Origin of the sequence: Candidatus Profftia tarda (assembly GCF_904848675.1) — a bacterium.
In the GTDB taxonomy this organism is placed as follows: Bacteria; Pseudomonadota; Gammaproteobacteria; order Enterobacterales; family Enterobacteriaceae; genus Profftia; species Profftia tarda.
The window spans coordinates 456,726-474,483 of the sequence record NZ_LR890047.1 but is presented as its reverse complement, the minus strand read 5'-3'; the positions used below and the strand labels follow the sequence as shown (position 1 = coordinate 474,483).

At 33.5% G+C, this 17,758-nt stretch carries 13 protein-coding genes; 8 read left to right on the top strand and 5 right to left on the bottom strand.

What is annotated here, in order from left to right; translation table 11 throughout:
- Positions 1-1,151: 1,151 nt before the first annotated feature.
- The gene (gene folE / locus KTT71_RS01195; RefSeq protein ID WP_216782655.1) at positions 1,152-1,814 is read right to left on the bottom strand and encodes a GTP cyclohydrolase I FolE; all 663 of its coding nucleotides are present in this window, start codon (positions 1,812-1,814) and stop codon (positions 1,152-1,154) included.
- Positions 1,815-3,477: 1,663 nt separating this feature from the next.
- Here folE and tmk point away from each other — a divergent pair.
- The 8 genes from tmk to mnmE all read left to right on the top strand — a co-directional run bounded on the left by tmk (position 3,478) and on the right by mnmE (position 10,672).
- Positions 3,478-4,161 (top strand): dTMP kinase, encoded by a 684-nt coding sequence (gene tmk / locus KTT71_RS01190; RefSeq protein ID WP_216782654.1) that lies wholly within the window; start codon positions 3,478-3,480, stop codon positions 4,159-4,161.
- Positions 4,115-5,119 carry a DNA polymerase III subunit delta' gene (gene holB, locus KTT71_RS01185; protein WP_216782653.1) on the top strand — a complete coding sequence of 335 codons (1,005 nt, stop codon included), beginning with the start codon at positions 4,115-4,117 and terminating at the stop codon, positions 5,117-5,119. Before tmk ends, holB begins: the two co-directional genes overlap by 47 nt.
- A 21-nt stretch (positions 5,120-5,140) precedes the next feature.
- Entirely contained in the window at positions 5,141-5,926 is a 786-nt protein-coding gene (locus KTT71_RS01180; protein ID WP_216782652.1) for a YchF/TatD family DNA exonuclease, read from the top strand.
- A 939-nt stretch (positions 5,927-6,865) separates the two neighbouring features.
- Positions 6,866-7,006 (top strand): 50S ribosomal protein L34, encoded by a 141-nt coding sequence (gene rpmH, locus KTT71_RS01175; protein ID WP_216782651.1) that lies wholly within the window; start codon positions 6,866-6,868, stop codon positions 7,004-7,006.
- Between the two features lie 16 nt (positions 7,007-7,022).
- Complete coding sequence (rnpA, locus tag KTT71_RS01170) at positions 7,023-7,382, top strand: ribonuclease P protein component (protein WP_216782650.1); 360 nt, start codon at positions 7,023-7,025, stop codon at positions 7,380-7,382.
- A complete protein-coding gene (gene yidD, locus KTT71_RS01165) occupies positions 7,346-7,603 on the top strand; it encodes a membrane protein insertion efficiency factor YidD (RefSeq protein ID WP_216782649.1) in 258 nt (85 codons plus the stop codon). Before rnpA ends, yidD begins: the two co-directional genes overlap by 37 nt.
- 2 nt (positions 7,604-7,605) lie before the next feature.
- Complete coding sequence (gene yidC / locus KTT71_RS01160) at positions 7,606-9,240, top strand: membrane protein insertase YidC (RefSeq protein ID WP_216782648.1); 1,635 nt, start codon at positions 7,606-7,608, stop codon at positions 9,238-9,240.
- A 70-nt stretch (positions 9,241-9,310) separates the two neighbouring features.
- Positions 9,311-10,672, top strand: a complete 1,362-nt coding sequence (gene mnmE / locus KTT71_RS01155) for a tRNA uridine-5-carboxymethylaminomethyl(34) synthesis GTPase MnmE (RefSeq protein ID WP_216782647.1) — start codon at positions 9,311-9,313, stop codon at positions 10,670-10,672.
- A gap of 1,117 nt (positions 10,673-11,789) precedes the next feature.
- Here the strand turns inward: mnmE and KTT71_RS01150 are convergent.
- From KTT71_RS01150 to recD, 4 genes are all read right to left on the bottom strand, one after another.
- On the bottom strand, positions 11,790-12,542 hold the full coding sequence (locus KTT71_RS01150; RefSeq protein WP_216782646.1) for a YciC family protein: 753 nt from the start codon (positions 12,540-12,542) through the stop codon (positions 11,790-11,792).
- Positions 12,543-13,379: 837 nt separating this feature from the next.
- Positions 13,380-14,354 (bottom strand): tRNA 5-methoxyuridine(34)/uridine 5-oxyacetic acid(34) synthase CmoB, encoded by a 975-nt coding sequence (cmoB, locus tag KTT71_RS01145; RefSeq protein ID WP_216782645.1) that lies wholly within the window; start codon positions 14,352-14,354, stop codon positions 13,380-13,382.
- 11 nt (positions 14,355-14,365) lie between these two features.
- Entirely contained in the window at positions 14,366-15,142 is a 777-nt protein-coding gene (cmoA, locus tag KTT71_RS01140) for a carboxy-S-adenosyl-L-methionine synthase CmoA (protein WP_216782644.1), read from the bottom strand.
- Between the two features lie 748 nt (positions 15,143-15,890).
- Entirely contained in the window at positions 15,891-17,747 is a 1,857-nt protein-coding gene (recD, locus tag KTT71_RS01135; protein ID WP_216782643.1) for an exodeoxyribonuclease V subunit alpha, read from the bottom strand.
- Positions 17,748-17,758: the final 11 nt, after the last annotated feature.

Sequence of the window (17,758 nt, the reverse complement as noted above, 5' to 3'; positions counted from 1 at the left end):
ATTAATATTCAAAATCACTACTTTAACAAAAAGCATAATTAGCTAGGATAACTAAAAATATAGTTTCTCAGTTTATTAGATTAGCGCAGCGCTAGAGCAAAAGACTATTGCAAGATTTTTATTCAAATTATTACGCTAAGATGGGTGCTACTAGAATAGGGCTATCATAAAATCATTACGCTTAATTTAATCTTGAAACTATTCCTTATATGATATCAGGAATTAGATCATGCACTTTAAGAAGTATCAATTATAATCATTGATAAAAGATTTGATGATCTTTTATATTAAGATATTTTTAACAAAATAATTTTAAAAATCTGAATTTACTTTATTTTAACTGCCATATATCAGCGTGAGAATCTTTTAGATAATTTAGTTTATCTTGATATATCATCAGCATATTTTGAAGACTTTCAAGAGGTCTATTTTATCTAATGATCTCTATAAAAAGTAACTAATATTAGACTATCATCTTATCGTCAAGACTTAAAACTCCGATTTTTATTTAGATAAGAAATAAAAAATAATACAAGTTTTCTGCTATATTGTTCTAATTACCTAATTACTTGAAAATGCTTGACTGAAAATTTCATATGAGTATGTTAGCATCATTCTTAGAAATAACAACAAATACAAAAGAAGGTGGATTATTACGCAATATAATGCATTATAAGGACCACGCATTTCAATAAATACTAAATGCATTACACAATAAAATCGACAATAATTATGATAACTGTGTAGAGCTCAACTTTTATCTGTGCAAAAGTACTGGGGTACAGTAGTAATATTATGCATGATAGATTATTTATAGATATTATTTAGACTCTAACATTAGAATAATCTCATTTTATTCATATCTTTTATTTTCAGTTAAATATCCATAAATATTGAAGTATGATAACTGCGAAATATAGATTAGATGATTACTTCACAAGAAAAAATTCCGTCCAAAATATTATAGCTATAAACAACATGTTAAAAAATAGATCTATAGGATAATCTCTGGTTATGGTGATAACCTTCATAAAATATGCAAAAGTTGTCTACTTAAACAACCTATTTTATAATCATTCTAGCCACCAACAGAAGGTTCTTCTGTATTAAAGCACAAAAAATACGCGATTCCATATAGAATATAATGATGCTTATTCATGATAATGTGCTGTACGCAAAAATTCCTGACGAGTAGTCTGGCTAGACTTAAATAGCCCACCTAACGATATTGTATTAGTTAAACTAGCTGCATCTTTAACTCCGCGAGCTTTAACACAAAAATGAATTGCATCTATTGATACTGCTACATTTTTGCTGTTGAGCAGAGTTTGTAATGCAACTAAAATTTGCTGGGTTAAACGCTCTTGCACCTGTGGACGCTGAGCAAAAAACTGAACAATACGATTAATCTTGGAAAGACCTATTATGCATTTATTAGGAATATATGCCACATTAGCTTGACCATTAATAGTAATAAAATGGTGTTCGCAAGTACTAGTAAAAGTGATATTGCGAACTGTGACCATCTCATCCATTTTCATCTTGTTCTCAATAACTGTAATCTTAGGAAAATTTACATAATCAAGACCAGAGAAAATTTCATCAATATACATATTAGCGATACGTTGAGGAGTTTCTGCTAAACTATCGTTAGATAAATCTAGATTTAGCAAGAGCATTATTTCTCTAATATGCTCTTTAATACTGTTTTTGCGAATTTTTAGCTCTACTAATTCCGTCCGCAAAGGATTTTCCAAACCAAAATGTTCTAACCTTTCATGCACTTCAGCTGCTTCTTTACTCAGAGATAACATCAATCCTCTCCTGCAAGTAATATTCATTCTGGATAATATCTAGGATCAAGTAATTTATCCTATATTCTAAATCTATTGGAGTACATACTATTAAAAATTCTTGTACATGATGCTAACTAATACATATTAATGCAAAATAAGGAATTAGCAGATTAGGAAGGTTCCTTAACCTTCCTAAAAGATTTGCGCTCCTTTTGGGTATAACGATATATAGTAAATAGGTGTTATATTAATCATGAATAATACATTAATACCTGTCGCTCATAGCGCTGATAGAAGAGGCGAATTTATTTTCAAGTGATGATATTTATTTGTTCTAGTTCAATCATTGATAAGTAATTAGTCAGAAGCAAGCGGTAAAATTAGAACAAAAAAATAAAGTAGGAAATTACATTTTTATATTACTTAAAAACCAAAACTCAAGTCTTATAAAACCAGGATTTCAAGTCAATATAATAACCCCTGCAAAAGATCCTTTATTAAGGATTATATCCTCCAGAACAGCATAAACGATGAAATCTTATATTAGGCTATTATTATATAAAGATAATGTCACTAAAAATAGGCTCTGCTAGAGCGGAAGCAAAGACAAGAGGTGAATCAGCGACGATATAATATGCTAATATTTTATAGAAAATGCTAGTCTTTCTATAATTACTTCATAAGATAGAATTTAGATTCTAAGCTTATAAGATTAATACAAATTAAACTAGATCTAATCCATATAACGAAAAAGATTAATATCTCAAGAGCTAGAAACAGGGATAATATTTTCTATTATCAATAATTTTCAAAAAATTAAAGCACAGGAAACAGCCAACCAAAGTTTTATATAAAAAAGAGCTATAGCAAAGACAGAGATTGCTAAACGAATTTATATAATATTCTAAATATAGACAATAAATAGAAGATAATCTTATATTTTAATCAACGAAATAATTTTTAGCGCAGCATATAATACAATTTAATTAGATTAAAAGCTGATTATATTTAATGGAATACCTTTAGCACTTTTATATGAATTTGAATTAGCTAGATCCTAATGTTATAATTATCAAAAAATATAACTTTATCTATAATATTATCACAGTAATTGCATTAAGCACTATTTTATAATACTAGACTGAATACTGAATAGAGCTCATCGTTATGATGAGTATTATTTCGTAATATAACAAAATAATTGATTCTCTTTTCCTTTATGCTTGAAAAATAGCGTAGCTTAAAATATAAATGTTTATGATTCAGATAAGAAAGTATCTAATAATAATTAGTATATTACATATGCAAAATATTGAATTAATTAAAGAGAAAAAACGGACTAACGCAGTAAAACTGACTGAAGTAAGAAGAAATATTATTTATCAGCCGTATACTAAAATTTTAGTATAAACCAAAAGATACCCATCATGGTAATGGTATCATAGCCATGTGATAATAATTTAACCTACAAAATGATTAATAGCAGTAATTGTGTATGACAAAATCCCTTCACCATCTATTCCACAACAAGCAAATTAAATACTTCCAAATCTTAGAAACATACTATAAATATATTTTTTATCTTTTATCTTTGATATTATAAATATAAAATTATTGAAAAATAAATTTTGCAAGCATAATGAAGAACTTTTCAATTATCTGCATCTACTACGGAGCGCGCATGAAAAGTAAGTTCATAGTTATCGAAGGCCTCGAGGGAGCTGGTAAAACGACAGCAATCGATAACGTAGCTAAAATGCTGAAACATCGAGGTATTAAGGATACAGTTTTTACACGTGAACCTGGTGGGACGCTATTAGCTGAAAATCTACGTGTATTATTAAAAAGGAACCTAGAACACGAAAAAATTACCGATAAAGCAGAGCTACTTATGATGTACGCCGCGCGCGTCCAGTTGGTAGAAATTGTTATCAAACCAGCATTAGCTCGCGGAAATTGGGTATTAGGAGATCGTCATGATCTTTCTTCTCAGGCTTATCAGGGCGGCGGTAGATGTATTGATTCTAAGTTAATCCAGTCACTACGCGATACAGTTTTAGGTAATTTCAAGCCTGCAATCACATTATACTTAGATGTACCACCAGAAATAGGTCTAGAACGAGCATGTAGCCGTGGTTCATTAGATCGAATAGAAAAAGAGTCTTTAAAATTCTTTGAACGTGTGCGTCAGCGTTATATAGAACTAGCTAAAACAGACCAAAGCATTATTACCATTGATGCAACACAGACTCTGCCCCAGGTCACTAATAATATCTACTTAATTCTTCAGTCTTGGTTCGATAGGCAAGAAAAAACGAATGAAATGGTATCCATGGCTCAATGCGCCTTATCGACAGATAGTTAGACAATATCAATATAGAAGAGGGCATCATGCTATACTACTTCATGCATCAGGTGGATGCGGTGATGATTCTCTGATTTACGCTCTGAGTCGTTGGTTGATATGCAGAGATACACAAGAATACAAAAGCTGTGGTAAATGTCATAGCTGCAGATTAATGATAGCAGGCACCTACCCAGACTTGTATCATATGCAACCCGAGACAGGAAAATCTGGTATAGGTATAGAACTAATACGACAAATTATTGAAAAACTTTATCTTCACGCTCATCAAGGAGGGACAAAAGTAGTGCTGTTGCCCTTAGTTGAAACATTAACGGAAGCAGCTACAAATGCCTTATTAAAAACTATCGAAGAACCCCCAGACCAAACCTATTTTTTACTAGGAACCCGTGAGCCGGCTCATTTGCCCGCAACGTTGCGCAGTCGATGTTTTTATCTACATATACCTACTCCTACAGAAGAGTATGCTCTACATTGGTTAAATTCTCAACGACCGGGCCATGAGCTTAGTATGCGTACTGCATTACGTTTAAATGCCGGTGCACCAGTTGCTGCATTCAAAGTACTTACAACTAACATGTGGACACAACGCATGCAGCTTGCTCTAGGATTAAAACGAACAATTCCTCAGCAGCAATGGATACAGTTATTACCGCTCCTGGATCACGATAACTTTGGGGATTGTCTAACATGGTTATGCCTATTTTTATTAGATGCTCTAAAGATAAATCTTGGTATCAAGACTACACTGGCTAATTTAGACCAGCAACAATTGATCTCTCATTTGGCATCTGTACATACTAATAAGATCCTACAACAACAGTTAGAACAATGGATTTTTTGTAGACATCGTCTTCTAACCACTATTGGTCTTAATCGTGAACTCATGCTTACGCGTCAACTTTGTTTATGGAGCGATTCTTGTTCTGATAAATCTGGGAACGAACCACGTAGCTAATTATTTTATAGGTTATAAATTATGTATTTAGTTGACTCCCATTGCCACTTAAATGAGTTGAATGATAAAAATATTCCAACAAGTATAGATAATATTTTAGAGGATGCAAAAGATCAGAGCGTAGGTTTTGTAATGACGGTTGCGACCACAATACCCGGATATCTCGAGATGCGTCAGCAGATTGGTGAACGCAATAATGTAGCATTTTCCTGTGGTGTTCACCCGCTAAATGTAAGCAATAGTTATAATTACGAAGAACTTCATCAGTATTCAAGTAGTCCAGAAGTAATTGCTATTGGTGAAACCGGCTTAGATTTCTGCCACAATAAGGATAATATTACTTTACAAAAAGATTCTTTTATCCGGCACATCAGCGTTGGCAAGGCACTAGATAAACCCGTGATTATTCATATGCGTGATGCTTGTAAGGACACTTTAGAGATTTTAGTTGCAGAGAAGATATATGAGTGCGGTGGGATACTACATTGTTTTACTGGAGACCTGGAAACCGCTCGCAAACTGCTAGATATGGGCTGCTATATTTCGTTCTCTGGAATTATAACATTCCGGAATGCAGATGAGTTGCAAGTGGTAGCACGATATGTTCCTGCCGATCGCATACTGCTGGAAACTGATTCTCCCTATTTAGCTCCTGTACCACACCGTGGAAAACAGAATAGGCCAGCCTACCTGCGGGATATTGCCTTACATCTTTCTCTTCTAAGGGATGTGCCAATAGAAGTTCTCGCGAAACAAACTACGGATAATTTTAGTAATCTTTTTGGATTAAATTTACCCAATGATTGATATAATCAAGTATATTATATAAATATTGTAAGGTTTGTTTTATAAGAAACATTCATCTTTTTTATTAGACGATAATACTAATTTCTATTAGGTATTTTATAATACAAAGATACCTTTAAAAAAATTTATTAAATGAATCGTAACAATGCTGTATAATCTTATTATAGAGCATCATATTATAATATGATTCGCCTAATTATCTATTTTATCAAAAATTTTCTAACTCTAATAATTACTATTTTATTTCAACCTAATCAATCTTTTGAGGATCAGGTCAAAACCTAAAATATCAATTCTTCATATGATTGTCCTCATTAAAAAATCACAGTCAATGATAAATATAATTTTAACTCTATTTTATAATCTCGATGCAAATACTAAGTTTAAATTAAGAAAAGTTCTTCTCCGTCTCTAACAAAAATTAGAAATATTATTTGTTATTAATAAGCATATTTATATGCTTTATTTAGACATATTACATTTGATGACCATGATGTCTATTAGACTTCTTCTTTTTATATGTACCAATCACTAATTATTTTAGGTATACTAAATAAGTAGCATCCTATTGCTGAATATTTCTAAAAATCATCTAAGATTCTCATTAGATGCATTTATTTTATCTTAACTAAAAAATAAATTTAGCTTAAATAAGCTGTATCAATAGTAATTGAGTGATAGACTAAGACTTTAGTGTTCGGAGAAATTACTAAATAGTATCCGTCTCTAGAGGTATTACAAGGTCAGATATGGTTAAGTTTTTTCTTTAGCAGAATTTATTAAACTATTTTATAATCATAATTGACTCAGCAACTTTCAATTATTACAATCTTTAATCTTTGTGATGTATGTTATTAAGACGTCATTTGTTCTGTTCACGTTGAGTCAAGAAACTCGTTGCCTAATTAAGCATTATTAAATTTTTGGATTGCAATAACCATGAAACGAACTTTCCAACCGTCATTATTGAAACGTAACCGTTCACACGGCTTTCTTGCTCGCATGGCAACTAAAAATGGTCGTCAGATTCTAGCCCGCCGTCGTGCAAAAGGCCGTGTTCGTCTGACTGTTTCCAAGTAATAAAGAGCATACCTTTGTGATCACGCTAGCATTTCCTAGGGAGTTTCGTTTGCTCACTCCTCATCAATTCAATTTTGTCTTTCAGGAACCGCAACGAGCTAGTAGTCCTCAAATAATCATACTTGGTCGCATGAATAACCTTGGGTATCCCCGCGTTGGGCTGACAGTTTCTAAGAAATGTGTCAAACGTTCCCATGAGCGAAACCGGATCAAACGTTTAATACGAGAGCATTTCCGTTTACGCCAACATTCTCTTCCTGCCATGGATTTTGTAGTCATTGCTAGAAAAGGAGGTCAAACGCTCGATAATCAGGAACTAATAAATATTTTGGAAAAGTTATGGCTCCGTCATTGTCGGCAAGCTCGCGTATCCTAATTAGGGTAATACGCATGTATCAGATTTTTATTAGTCCAGTACTAGGAAAAAATTGTCGTTTTAGACCAACATGCTCAGAGTATAGCATTCAAGCATTGAGATTATTTGGAGTGATCAAAGGAACGTTTCTGACACTGCAACGCTTATCAAAATGCCACCCTTTAAACCTAGGTGGTTATGATCCCGTACCGCCAAAACTAGAAGATAACAGAGAACATTAAAGATGGATTCGCAACGCGACCTACTCCTCATAGCTATGCTATTCGTGTCTTTTATTATTTGGCAAACATGGCAAGCAGATAACAATCAGAATCCTACAAGTCAGGCAGAGCGTATTATTACAGCAGATAAATCAAATGAGTTTGTTGTGTCTAGAAGTAGGCAGGGTAAACTTATTAAAGTTAAGACTGATGTTCTGTCTTTAATCATCAATACATTAGGTGGTGATATAGAAGAAGCTAGTTTATTGTTATACCCAGCTAGCTTAGGTTCTGAGAAACCATTTCAGCTCTTAGAGACCACTCCAGATTTTATATATCAGGCTAACAGCGGTTTTAATACTCAGGATGGCCCAGATAATCTAAATAACGATGAACGACCCCTATACACTACTGATCAAGATCATTTTGAATTAGTTAGAGATAAAGAGGAACTGATCATTCCATTAACATATAAGTCGAAAAACAACGTTTTATACAAAAAAATATTTGTTATAAAACGAGGTCATTATGATATTTGTGTACACCATCAAATTCAGAATAATAGCACAAAGATGCTTCATGTAACTCTCTTTGGTCAGTTGCAACAATCTATTAATTTGCCAAAACACCGCGATAATAACAGCGGCAACTTTGCCTTACATACTTTCCGTGGCGCTGCATACTCTTCAACTAACGATAAATATCAAAAATATGATTTTGATGATGAAGAGCGATTAAATGTCACTACTAAATCTGGTTGGATTGCTATGTTGCAACAGTACTTTGCTACTGCATGGATTCCACAAACTAGAGGTGCCAATCATTTTTATACCACAAATACAGATAATAAATTATCAACTATTGGATTTAACGCTGCCCCAGTTGTCATTGAGCCTGGCACCGAAAAAAACCTGCAGGCAATTCTTTGGATCGGACCCGAAATACAGAGTAGTATGGCTGCTGTGGCATCACACTTAGATCTTACCGTAGATTACGGATGGCTATGGTTCATATCTCAGCCGCTATTTAAACTGCTACAATCCATTCATGGCTTTATTAAAAACTGGGGATTCTCAATTATCCTTATTACCTTTATTGTTCGTGGGATCATGTACCCATTGACTAAAGCTCAATACACTTCCATAGCTAAAATGCGTATATTGCAACCCAAATTGTCAGCTATGCGCGACCGCATCGGTAATGACAAACACCGTATGAGTCAAGAGATGATGGCATTGTATAAATCAGAAAAAGTTAACCCACTTGGCGGTTGTCTACCATTAATAATACAAATGCCAATATTTCTAGCACTCTATTACATGTTGATTAGCTCGGTAGAATTGCGCCAGGCTCCTTTCATGCTATGGATACAAGATTTGTCTACACAAGATCCAAACTATATTTTGCCAATTCTGATGGGTGTGACAATGTTTTTTATTCAGAAGATGTCACCAACAACAGTTAATGATCCTATGCAGCAGAAAATAATGATGTTTATGCCTATAGTATTTACTTTATTCTTCTTGTGGTTTCCATCAGGTCTTGTCCTGTACTATATAATCAGTAATTTAGTTACTATCTTGCAACAACAACTAATATACCACGGCCTTGAGAAACGTGGCCTACACAAGAGTGATAAGAAAAAGCATCAAACATAGTGAATATTATTTTAACAAAAGGTTACTTAATCGATATTAATAGCACATATTTAATATTAGAGTATAAATTATGAGTCAGTATGACACCATTATTGCTCAAGCAACACCGCCTGGACGAGGTGGCATAGGTATTATTCGTGCATCAGGAATCCAAGCTAAGGCAATAGCCATAGCCTGCTTAGGAAAATTACCAGAGCCCCGATACGCTGAATACCTGCCATTTAAAGATGCGAATGGTATTTTATTAGATAAGGGGATTGCCTTATATTTCCCAGCACCAAATTCGTTTACAGGTGAAGATGTGCTAGAATTACAAGCACATGGAGGACCGATAATTTTAGATATGCTGTTAAAAAGTAGTCTAAAAATTCAAGATGTCCGGATTGCTTATCCTGGTGAATTCTCGCAACGCGCATTCTTAAATAGTAAATTAGACCTAGCACAAGCAGAAGGAATTGCTGATTTAATAGATGCAAGTTCAGAACAGGCAGCTCGCTCAGCATTACATTCTCTACAAGGTGTTTTTTCTAGAAAAGTTAATAAACTTGTTGAAGCAATTACCCATGTGCGTATCTATATCGAAGCTGTTATTAATTTCCCTGATGAAGACGTGGATTCTGTCCCGATAGGAAAACTAGAAGCACAACTTAATAGCATTATTGAAGAACTACAAGTAATACTTGCAGAAGCAAGACAAGGTATCCTATTACGGGAGGGCTTAAAAGTAGTTATTACTGGACGACCTAACGCAGGAAAATCTAGTTTATTAAACGCATTGACTGGCCAAGATACAGCTATCGTAACTAATATTGCGGGCACTACTCGAGATGTATTACGTGAACATATCCTGATTGATGATATGCCACTACATATTGTTGATACTGCAGGATTATGCGAAACACACCAAGAAATTGAGCGCATTGGAATAGAGCGTGCTTGGAGCGAAATAAGACAGGCTGATCATATTTTGTGTATGATTGATGCAACCACTACTGATGAGATTGCATCTACTACTATTTGGCCAGATGTAATGGATCAGCTACCTAAAAATTTACCAATCACAATTATTAAGAATAAAGTAGACCTTACTGGAGAATCAGTAGGCGTTAGCAGTGTTAATAGTTACTCTGTTATAAGGTTGTCTGCTCTAACCGGGGAAGGTCTGGATATGCTTCGAGTACATCTAAGGAAGATCATAGGTCTTGATAACATAGAAGGTAAGTTCTTAGCCCGCAGACGTCATCTACACGCACTGGGGATTGCCGCTGAGCACCTTGAGAGGGGCAAAGATCAGCTATGCAATACTAATGCAATTGAACTATTAGCTGAAGAATTACATCTCGCACAGCAGGCTCTTAATGAAATTACTGGAAAATTCACTTCAGATGAATTACTGGGACGTATTTTCTCCAGTTTTTGTCTTGGTAAATAATCTTCACTTTTATGGAAATACATAGAAATGTTTAATTCTTTTTATATAGTTACTTATTAAAGATATTAAAGTTATTTTAATTAGCAATATAACTGATCATGTTAAAAACTAGTTTTATCTAAATTCAGTAATTAATTAATTCTACTATATACTAGTTAGAAAAATTCTCAATAGCATGTAAGCTACGGTATGTAAAGAAATATTTAAACAAGATAGATCTCTATACTAAGGTCTTTGCATTATAATTAATATTATTCTTTTTACCTTGAAGAAGGTGATAGTGCAAACACTGAATTAAAAGTAGTATATATAATATTTTATAGCAAAATATTAGAATATTTCTATATTCTAGAAATATCTTTAATAATTTTTATTATACTGATCATTTGTGAAAACTAATAAACTTAAATTTTTAATAAAAATTAAAAAGTATTATATATTTCATAGCCAGAAAAATAAAGCATCTTAATAAGATGCAATTATAACAGTATAATCATGGAATCCATATACACAGAAAATTATTTTAATCTACGATTAATACTACTAATTTAGTATAGAGTACAATTAATTAATAACTTTTTAATTTGACTGCCTATTATCCATAACTTCATAACAAAAAATCCATAAAATAATAATACGCTGCATTAATAGTGGAGAACACTCAACAGAAAATTTGGAAGACACCACATAGAAAGAGAAGCTATGAGATGAAACAATTATTTTCAGATAGGAGCTGAAGGAAGTATTAATAAAAATGAATAAGGATTATGAGATGTGCTCAAAACATTAAATAATCATATTCTTATTATGATCTCGCGGAAATCTATTTTTAGTATTTGTAAGAGAATGAGCTGAATAATAACGATATGATAAGGCACAATAGGTCTTGTAATATGATAGATAAGTACTAGATATAATTTATCTTAGCCTTAGCACAAATCAACAACTAGTATATACACTAATTTTTAGATAAATGTGTACTTGTGTATTACAAGGTAATCATTTTAAATATCTAAACTATGTGAGCATCCCAGATAGTTATCATTTAGCAATTTTTGGATTATAAGAATGAACAATATATTACATATATAAAACCTATTTTAGACTATTTTATAAATTAAGTGTTTTGTTTTAACAGCATATAGAGACGTGACAAGTAGATAATAAGTAAAGTAGAAACGAAATGATTGAACAATCCCATAATAAACATAATAATCATTGGATGTAATACAGGTATTGACCTCAGAAAAAGCATTATGACTAGTTTTAATGCAAACCAGAGCATAATAGCTGGACTAATCAGAGATACGTTAGCAAATGCAAGATGGAAACTACTATAAATAGCACTAAAAATACCTAGTCCCTCCCTATATATTATTAGAGGCGCCATAGAGAGACCGACTGCAAGAACAATACCTGGTACAATAAATAAAGTAGCGCCAACTTGAACCATTAAGGTACACAGAAACATTAATAATAAAAGACGTGGCAGTATTAGCACAGAACCATAAATTACACGTGACGCACTAATATCGTTTCCTGTAGAAATTAATGGAATTAGTACTAGCATGCCCCCTAACAATACAACGTTACCAATAAGGCCAGAGAGACTCGCTGCAATAGAGAGTTTCAGCAATACTATGTGTTGCTCAGGAGTCATTTCTTTAATGATCTCTCGCCAATTCATATCCTCAGTCAAAGAGCTATGAAGACCGGAGAAAATACTCAGGTCGGCTCCACCCATCGTAAATAATTGATTCAAGATCAATGAAATCAAAGTAGTAAATAGCACTAATAGGCATAGCGTGCTGAACTGATGACGAAAAAAATTTAAGGTGTCAAGGTACAATCTACAAGCCGTTATTGGCATTCCAGTGCTCCTTGGCAATTGTGAGTATTATTGCTGATATGATTTCATGCTAAACGATAATATATTTAAGTTATTTCTAATTATATGATTACTCGCTATTTATTGATCTTTAACAAGGGATGACACAAACTGCAGGCAAACATGATACCTTAGGTTTGCTATATTTCATGATCTATTACAATTATAGAAAGAGACAAAATATCTTTTTAATTTTACTAGATTAGCTTAAAGAGTATATCTTTGAATATCTTTAGTGTATTTATGTACTATTATACAGACTAGCTGTAGCATTCTAGTACAGAAAATTCTAGATCTTGTTGCAGGGTATTTGCTGCATTTCTTCGCTAGTATGATATATAGCGAATCCCCTTAATACTATAACATGAGTGAATTTAATTAAGAGAGATATTTCTGTTTAGAATAAGATTAGGACTGATTATTTATTTTTCAGATTTCTATAAACATTTAGTTTATATTAGTGATCCAAGATCTTAGCGTATATATGATTAGATCCTACTATCTTAAATATAAAGTCAGTTAAGGTGAAGGTTTAAGCGCATTACAATCATTTGGCTACACTTTGATTATTGAGCTGTCTTTTAAGATAACTATTAATCTTACCCTATAGTTCCTAGAATAATAACTTTATATGATTAAAAATATGCGTATCTAAAATTTTTATTACTTATAGTATATTTAATTCTTAGTTTATATTTTTATAAAGTAGTATTTTATCATCTTTTAATAAAAAGATTATAAACTATTAGTTATACAAAAAGTAGTATACTCTATCTAGATAAATATTATAGTAGATAACTATTTCTTAAAGATCTTCTTCTATTGTTTGCGAGCAACTATTACAGCACGGATAGGCGCCGGATAACCTTCAATAGTTTTGCTGTGATCGTTAGGATCAAGGAAATCTGCTAAAGATTTACTAATCATCCAGTCGGTACGACGCTGTTCATCCACAGTGGTAACGCAACTATTAACAATACATACATCGACTAAACCGCACTTTTTCAGCCAATTTACTAGAAAGTTAGCCGAAGGGATAAAGTATACATTACGCATTTGCGCATAGCGCTTATCAGGAACTAGTATTTTATTTTCATCACCTTCAATCACAATAGTTTCAAGCACTAGTTCACCATTTTTTACCAACTGATTCTTGAGCTGCTGTATGTGATCAAACGGCGAACGACGATGATATAGAACTCCCATGGAAAATACAGTATCGAACGACGCAATTTTAGGGAGCTGCTCAATTCTTAACGGTAATAAATGAGCACGTTGATCATCGCCAATGAGTTTGCGGACTGCTTCAAATTGACATAATAATAGTTGCATTGGATCTATACCGATAGCCAGCTTTGCACCTGCTCCAATCATTCTCCATAAGTAATACCCATTACCACAACCAACGTCAAGTACAGTGCGACCTTTTAGTAGGGAAATATATGGCAATATGCGTTCCCATTTCCAGTCAGAACGCCATTCGGTGTTAATATCAATACCATAGAAATGAAATGGGCCCTTACGCCATGGCATTAGTAAACGTAGAGTTTTTTCAATCATTACTTTGTGATCTGACAATAGCTGAGATTCTCCGTGACTGATCACTCCATTTAACAGATCAAGATAGTATGGCGTTATTTTTGGAAGACGCTCAAGACAGTTAAGCCAGTACTTGAATTCGCTATGCAGCGAAGCGCTTCTTTGCCAGATGTTTAACTGTTCCGGCAGAACATCCAACCAATGCCTTAGTGAGGTATTGGTAATTTGTTTATAGAAATTAAAGAAATTAATCATGGATCCATTCCTCATTTTACTGCAAGCAAGGATCCAAAATTAAAGTATTGAAACCAAATTTCTACGTGTTTAAAACCGGCGTTATTCAAACGAATTTTATGTGTATCAATTGAATCCGTGAACATCACGTTCTTCAACATCTTACGTTTTTGCGTAATCTCAAGATCAGTGTAACCATTTAAGCGCTTAAAATCGTCATGCATATTAAAGAATAGTTCGCCTATAGTGTTATCTTCAAAGTGAAGTTTTTCAGATAAAACTATAATACCACGAGGCAATAAACCTTGATAAATTTTATTGAGTAAAGATTGTCTATCTATTGGAGTTAAGAACTGCAACGTAAAATTGAGGACCACCATAGATGCGTTCTCAATAGAAATGTTTTGAATGCAGGCTTCGATAATTTCTACTGGAATATGAAGACGGAAAGAGTGAAGATGGCGACGAAAACGTTGCACCATAGCAGGAGAATTATCTACAGCAACAACCTGACAGCCTTCAGCGCGTATCTTGCGACATATAGAAAAAGTTGCCGCGCCTAAAGAACATCCTAAGTCATATACTTTAGTGTTAGGCTGCACAAAACGTTCTGCCAACATTCCAATCATAGATATGATATTAGAGTAACCCGGTACAGATCGTTGTAGCATATCATGGAAGACTTCAGCTATATGTTCGTCAAAAGTCCAGTCATATAATCTATTCAGAGGAGTTGAGAAAAGCGTATCGCGCTTAACCCCTATCTTACTATTGAGAATGCTATATAAAGTATTATTGCAGTTTGACATAAATAAGGTGTATATAATTTAAATAAAGAGACCGAATTTAGCAGATAAAAAACTGCTAGCTTTATTATAGTGCAAGTAACAAATATTGTATATTATGACAACAAATCATTCATTCGTAAGAATGAAATATAGAAAATAAATTATTAGAATAGAATTTATTTTTATTACAAATAATTTAGTAATGATACATTACAGTCTATAGCATAAAGAATATCATTAAATATTTTGAAATTTAGTTTTGAAAAAAGCACTACATAATTTACCTTCAACCAAATTTACCGTACAAAATTTTTTTGATCAGTAATCTTAGTTAATCTAAACTAAGTAGCACTTATTAGTGTAAGTAATATAAAGAAAGTATACTAAATATTAAAAATACATTGATGAATCTTAAGAAAAAATCGTCGATGGTATAATGGTACCGTTTAATTAAGCGGTACCATTATACCAAACATGTCTTACGAATACACTCATTTAATCCTTTCTTGTGATTGAATCATATAATAACCAAGCACCTTATCTATAATAATTATTTAAGCCCTGCGAGTCATTAATAGGATTTACAGTCATTATTCTCGAGATTATTTTAATGTATATCTAAATAGAGATAAAAATTCTTAAAGTGATTACTTTGCAGTGACCCTCATATGATACTGATTAAGCTATTTTAAAATACTTGGACTTTCTTTTAAAATCAGAAAGTTATAAAATAACCCAAGATAACTAGGTATAATTCTTGAAAATTTAGCTAAGATTCAAGCATGATGCGCTTTATAAAACCACTTTGGCGCAAAGTAGGCGTACAGATTGCCGACACCAGTATTTTATCCTTACTGAATATGGTTATTTTCTGCTTAGCCCGAGTGATTGCCGTGTATAGTAACTCTCGAGTTACTATAGCTGAAAAATCAACAGGCAGAACCAATATTGCATGTGCAAATTCAGAACCCTGCGATTTATGTACTGTCATAGCATAGGCTGTGTCTACCTGTGGTAAACAGCTTGGGTGTACAGATTTAATAGAACCATCAGATAACTGGAAATAAACGCGAATTCCATATGCTGGATATGCAAGAGAAATTCCAATATCACCATTAAATAATCCTAACGAGCTATCATTTCTGGTCAGCATGATTGGTTTTCCGCTATACCAATTCCTGTAATCTTGTGAAGACCGCTTAATCAGTTTAGCTTTAGCCAAAGCAAGCTCGATACGTTCATTAAGACCTGACTGACCAAAAAGTCCTTCGCGTAATGCGCAGAGCAATCTAAAGCGCGAAAAACTAGTGAATACCTTAGTGATATCTGCTCTATCATATACCAATTCTAAAGTTGAACGATAGCCTTCCACACAGGTCTGAATAAGAGTATCATAATCCTTGTTCTTAGTCATTGGTATCCAGGAGATATCGGTAAATTTTTTATTAAGCAATTTTAATGCATGAGCAGCATCTCCTGAATTTACAGCTGTTGCTAACTGAGCAATGCCTGAGTTAACCTTAAAACGATAATTTTTTTTTAATAGGCAAATACTATCACGTATTGCAATATCCGGTTCATAATTTCCTTCGGTAATACTATACTGACACAGTATAGAAAGTGATCTTGCACGTGCAGGGCGAAAACCAAATTTAGCGAAGTAACAGAGATCTCCCAAGATTGATCCAGACTCAACTGAAAGTAGTTGATTTCTATCACCTAATAAAATTAAGCGCGCATCTTTTGGAATAGCCGATATAATTTTAGACATCATGGATAAATCTACCATGGACGCCTCATCAACTACCAATACGTCTAGACGCAAAGGATTATCCTGATAATAACGAAAACGCGCATTATTGTACTGGGCGCCAAGTAAGCGATGCAATGTATAGGCTTCCTGAGGTAGGGATTGACGCACCTGTATGTCTAGGTTAAGCATATTAATAGCAACACCCAATGTTTCTGTTAGCCTTGCAGCAGCTTTTCCTGTAGGAGCAGCTAACTGAATCCGTAGTTTCTTGTATGGATACAATTGAATCAGCGCCGTGAGTAATTTTGTAACTGTCGTAGTTTTGCCGGTGCCAGGACCTCCTAAAATAATAGAGACCTTGCTCATTGCAGCAACACCTACAGCAACCTTTTGCCAATTGATTGCATTGACTGAATTTCTTGGAGGGAAAAGATGAGCTAAAATTTTAGACAGATATTGTTCGTCATAATATAAAGGGAAATATGAGGTTGCAAAAAACTTTGCTACACAACATTCATCTCTCCATGAACGCTGTAAGTACAAGAGGCTATATTGTAAAATCATTGGAGCCATATAACTGCCATCGCTCACTTCAGGCTCTGAAAGCAGTAAATCCTGCCACTTCTTTTCACAAATAGATCCAAAAAAGGATCGCATATCGCTAGAAAAATAAGGAAACTGTAAAACCAGTGTTTCTATACTTAGCTGACTCAAAGGCAAGCAAACATGACCAGCAGAAGTTCCCTTACTAACTAATGCAGAGGCTAAAGCCAAATGAGGATGACCATTAGAGGCCATTAAGCGAGCAAAATGGATGTCAAGAGAACGCAGATAATTATGTTCTTTCATGCGTAAAAGAAGATCAAAAATCATTTTCTTATAAG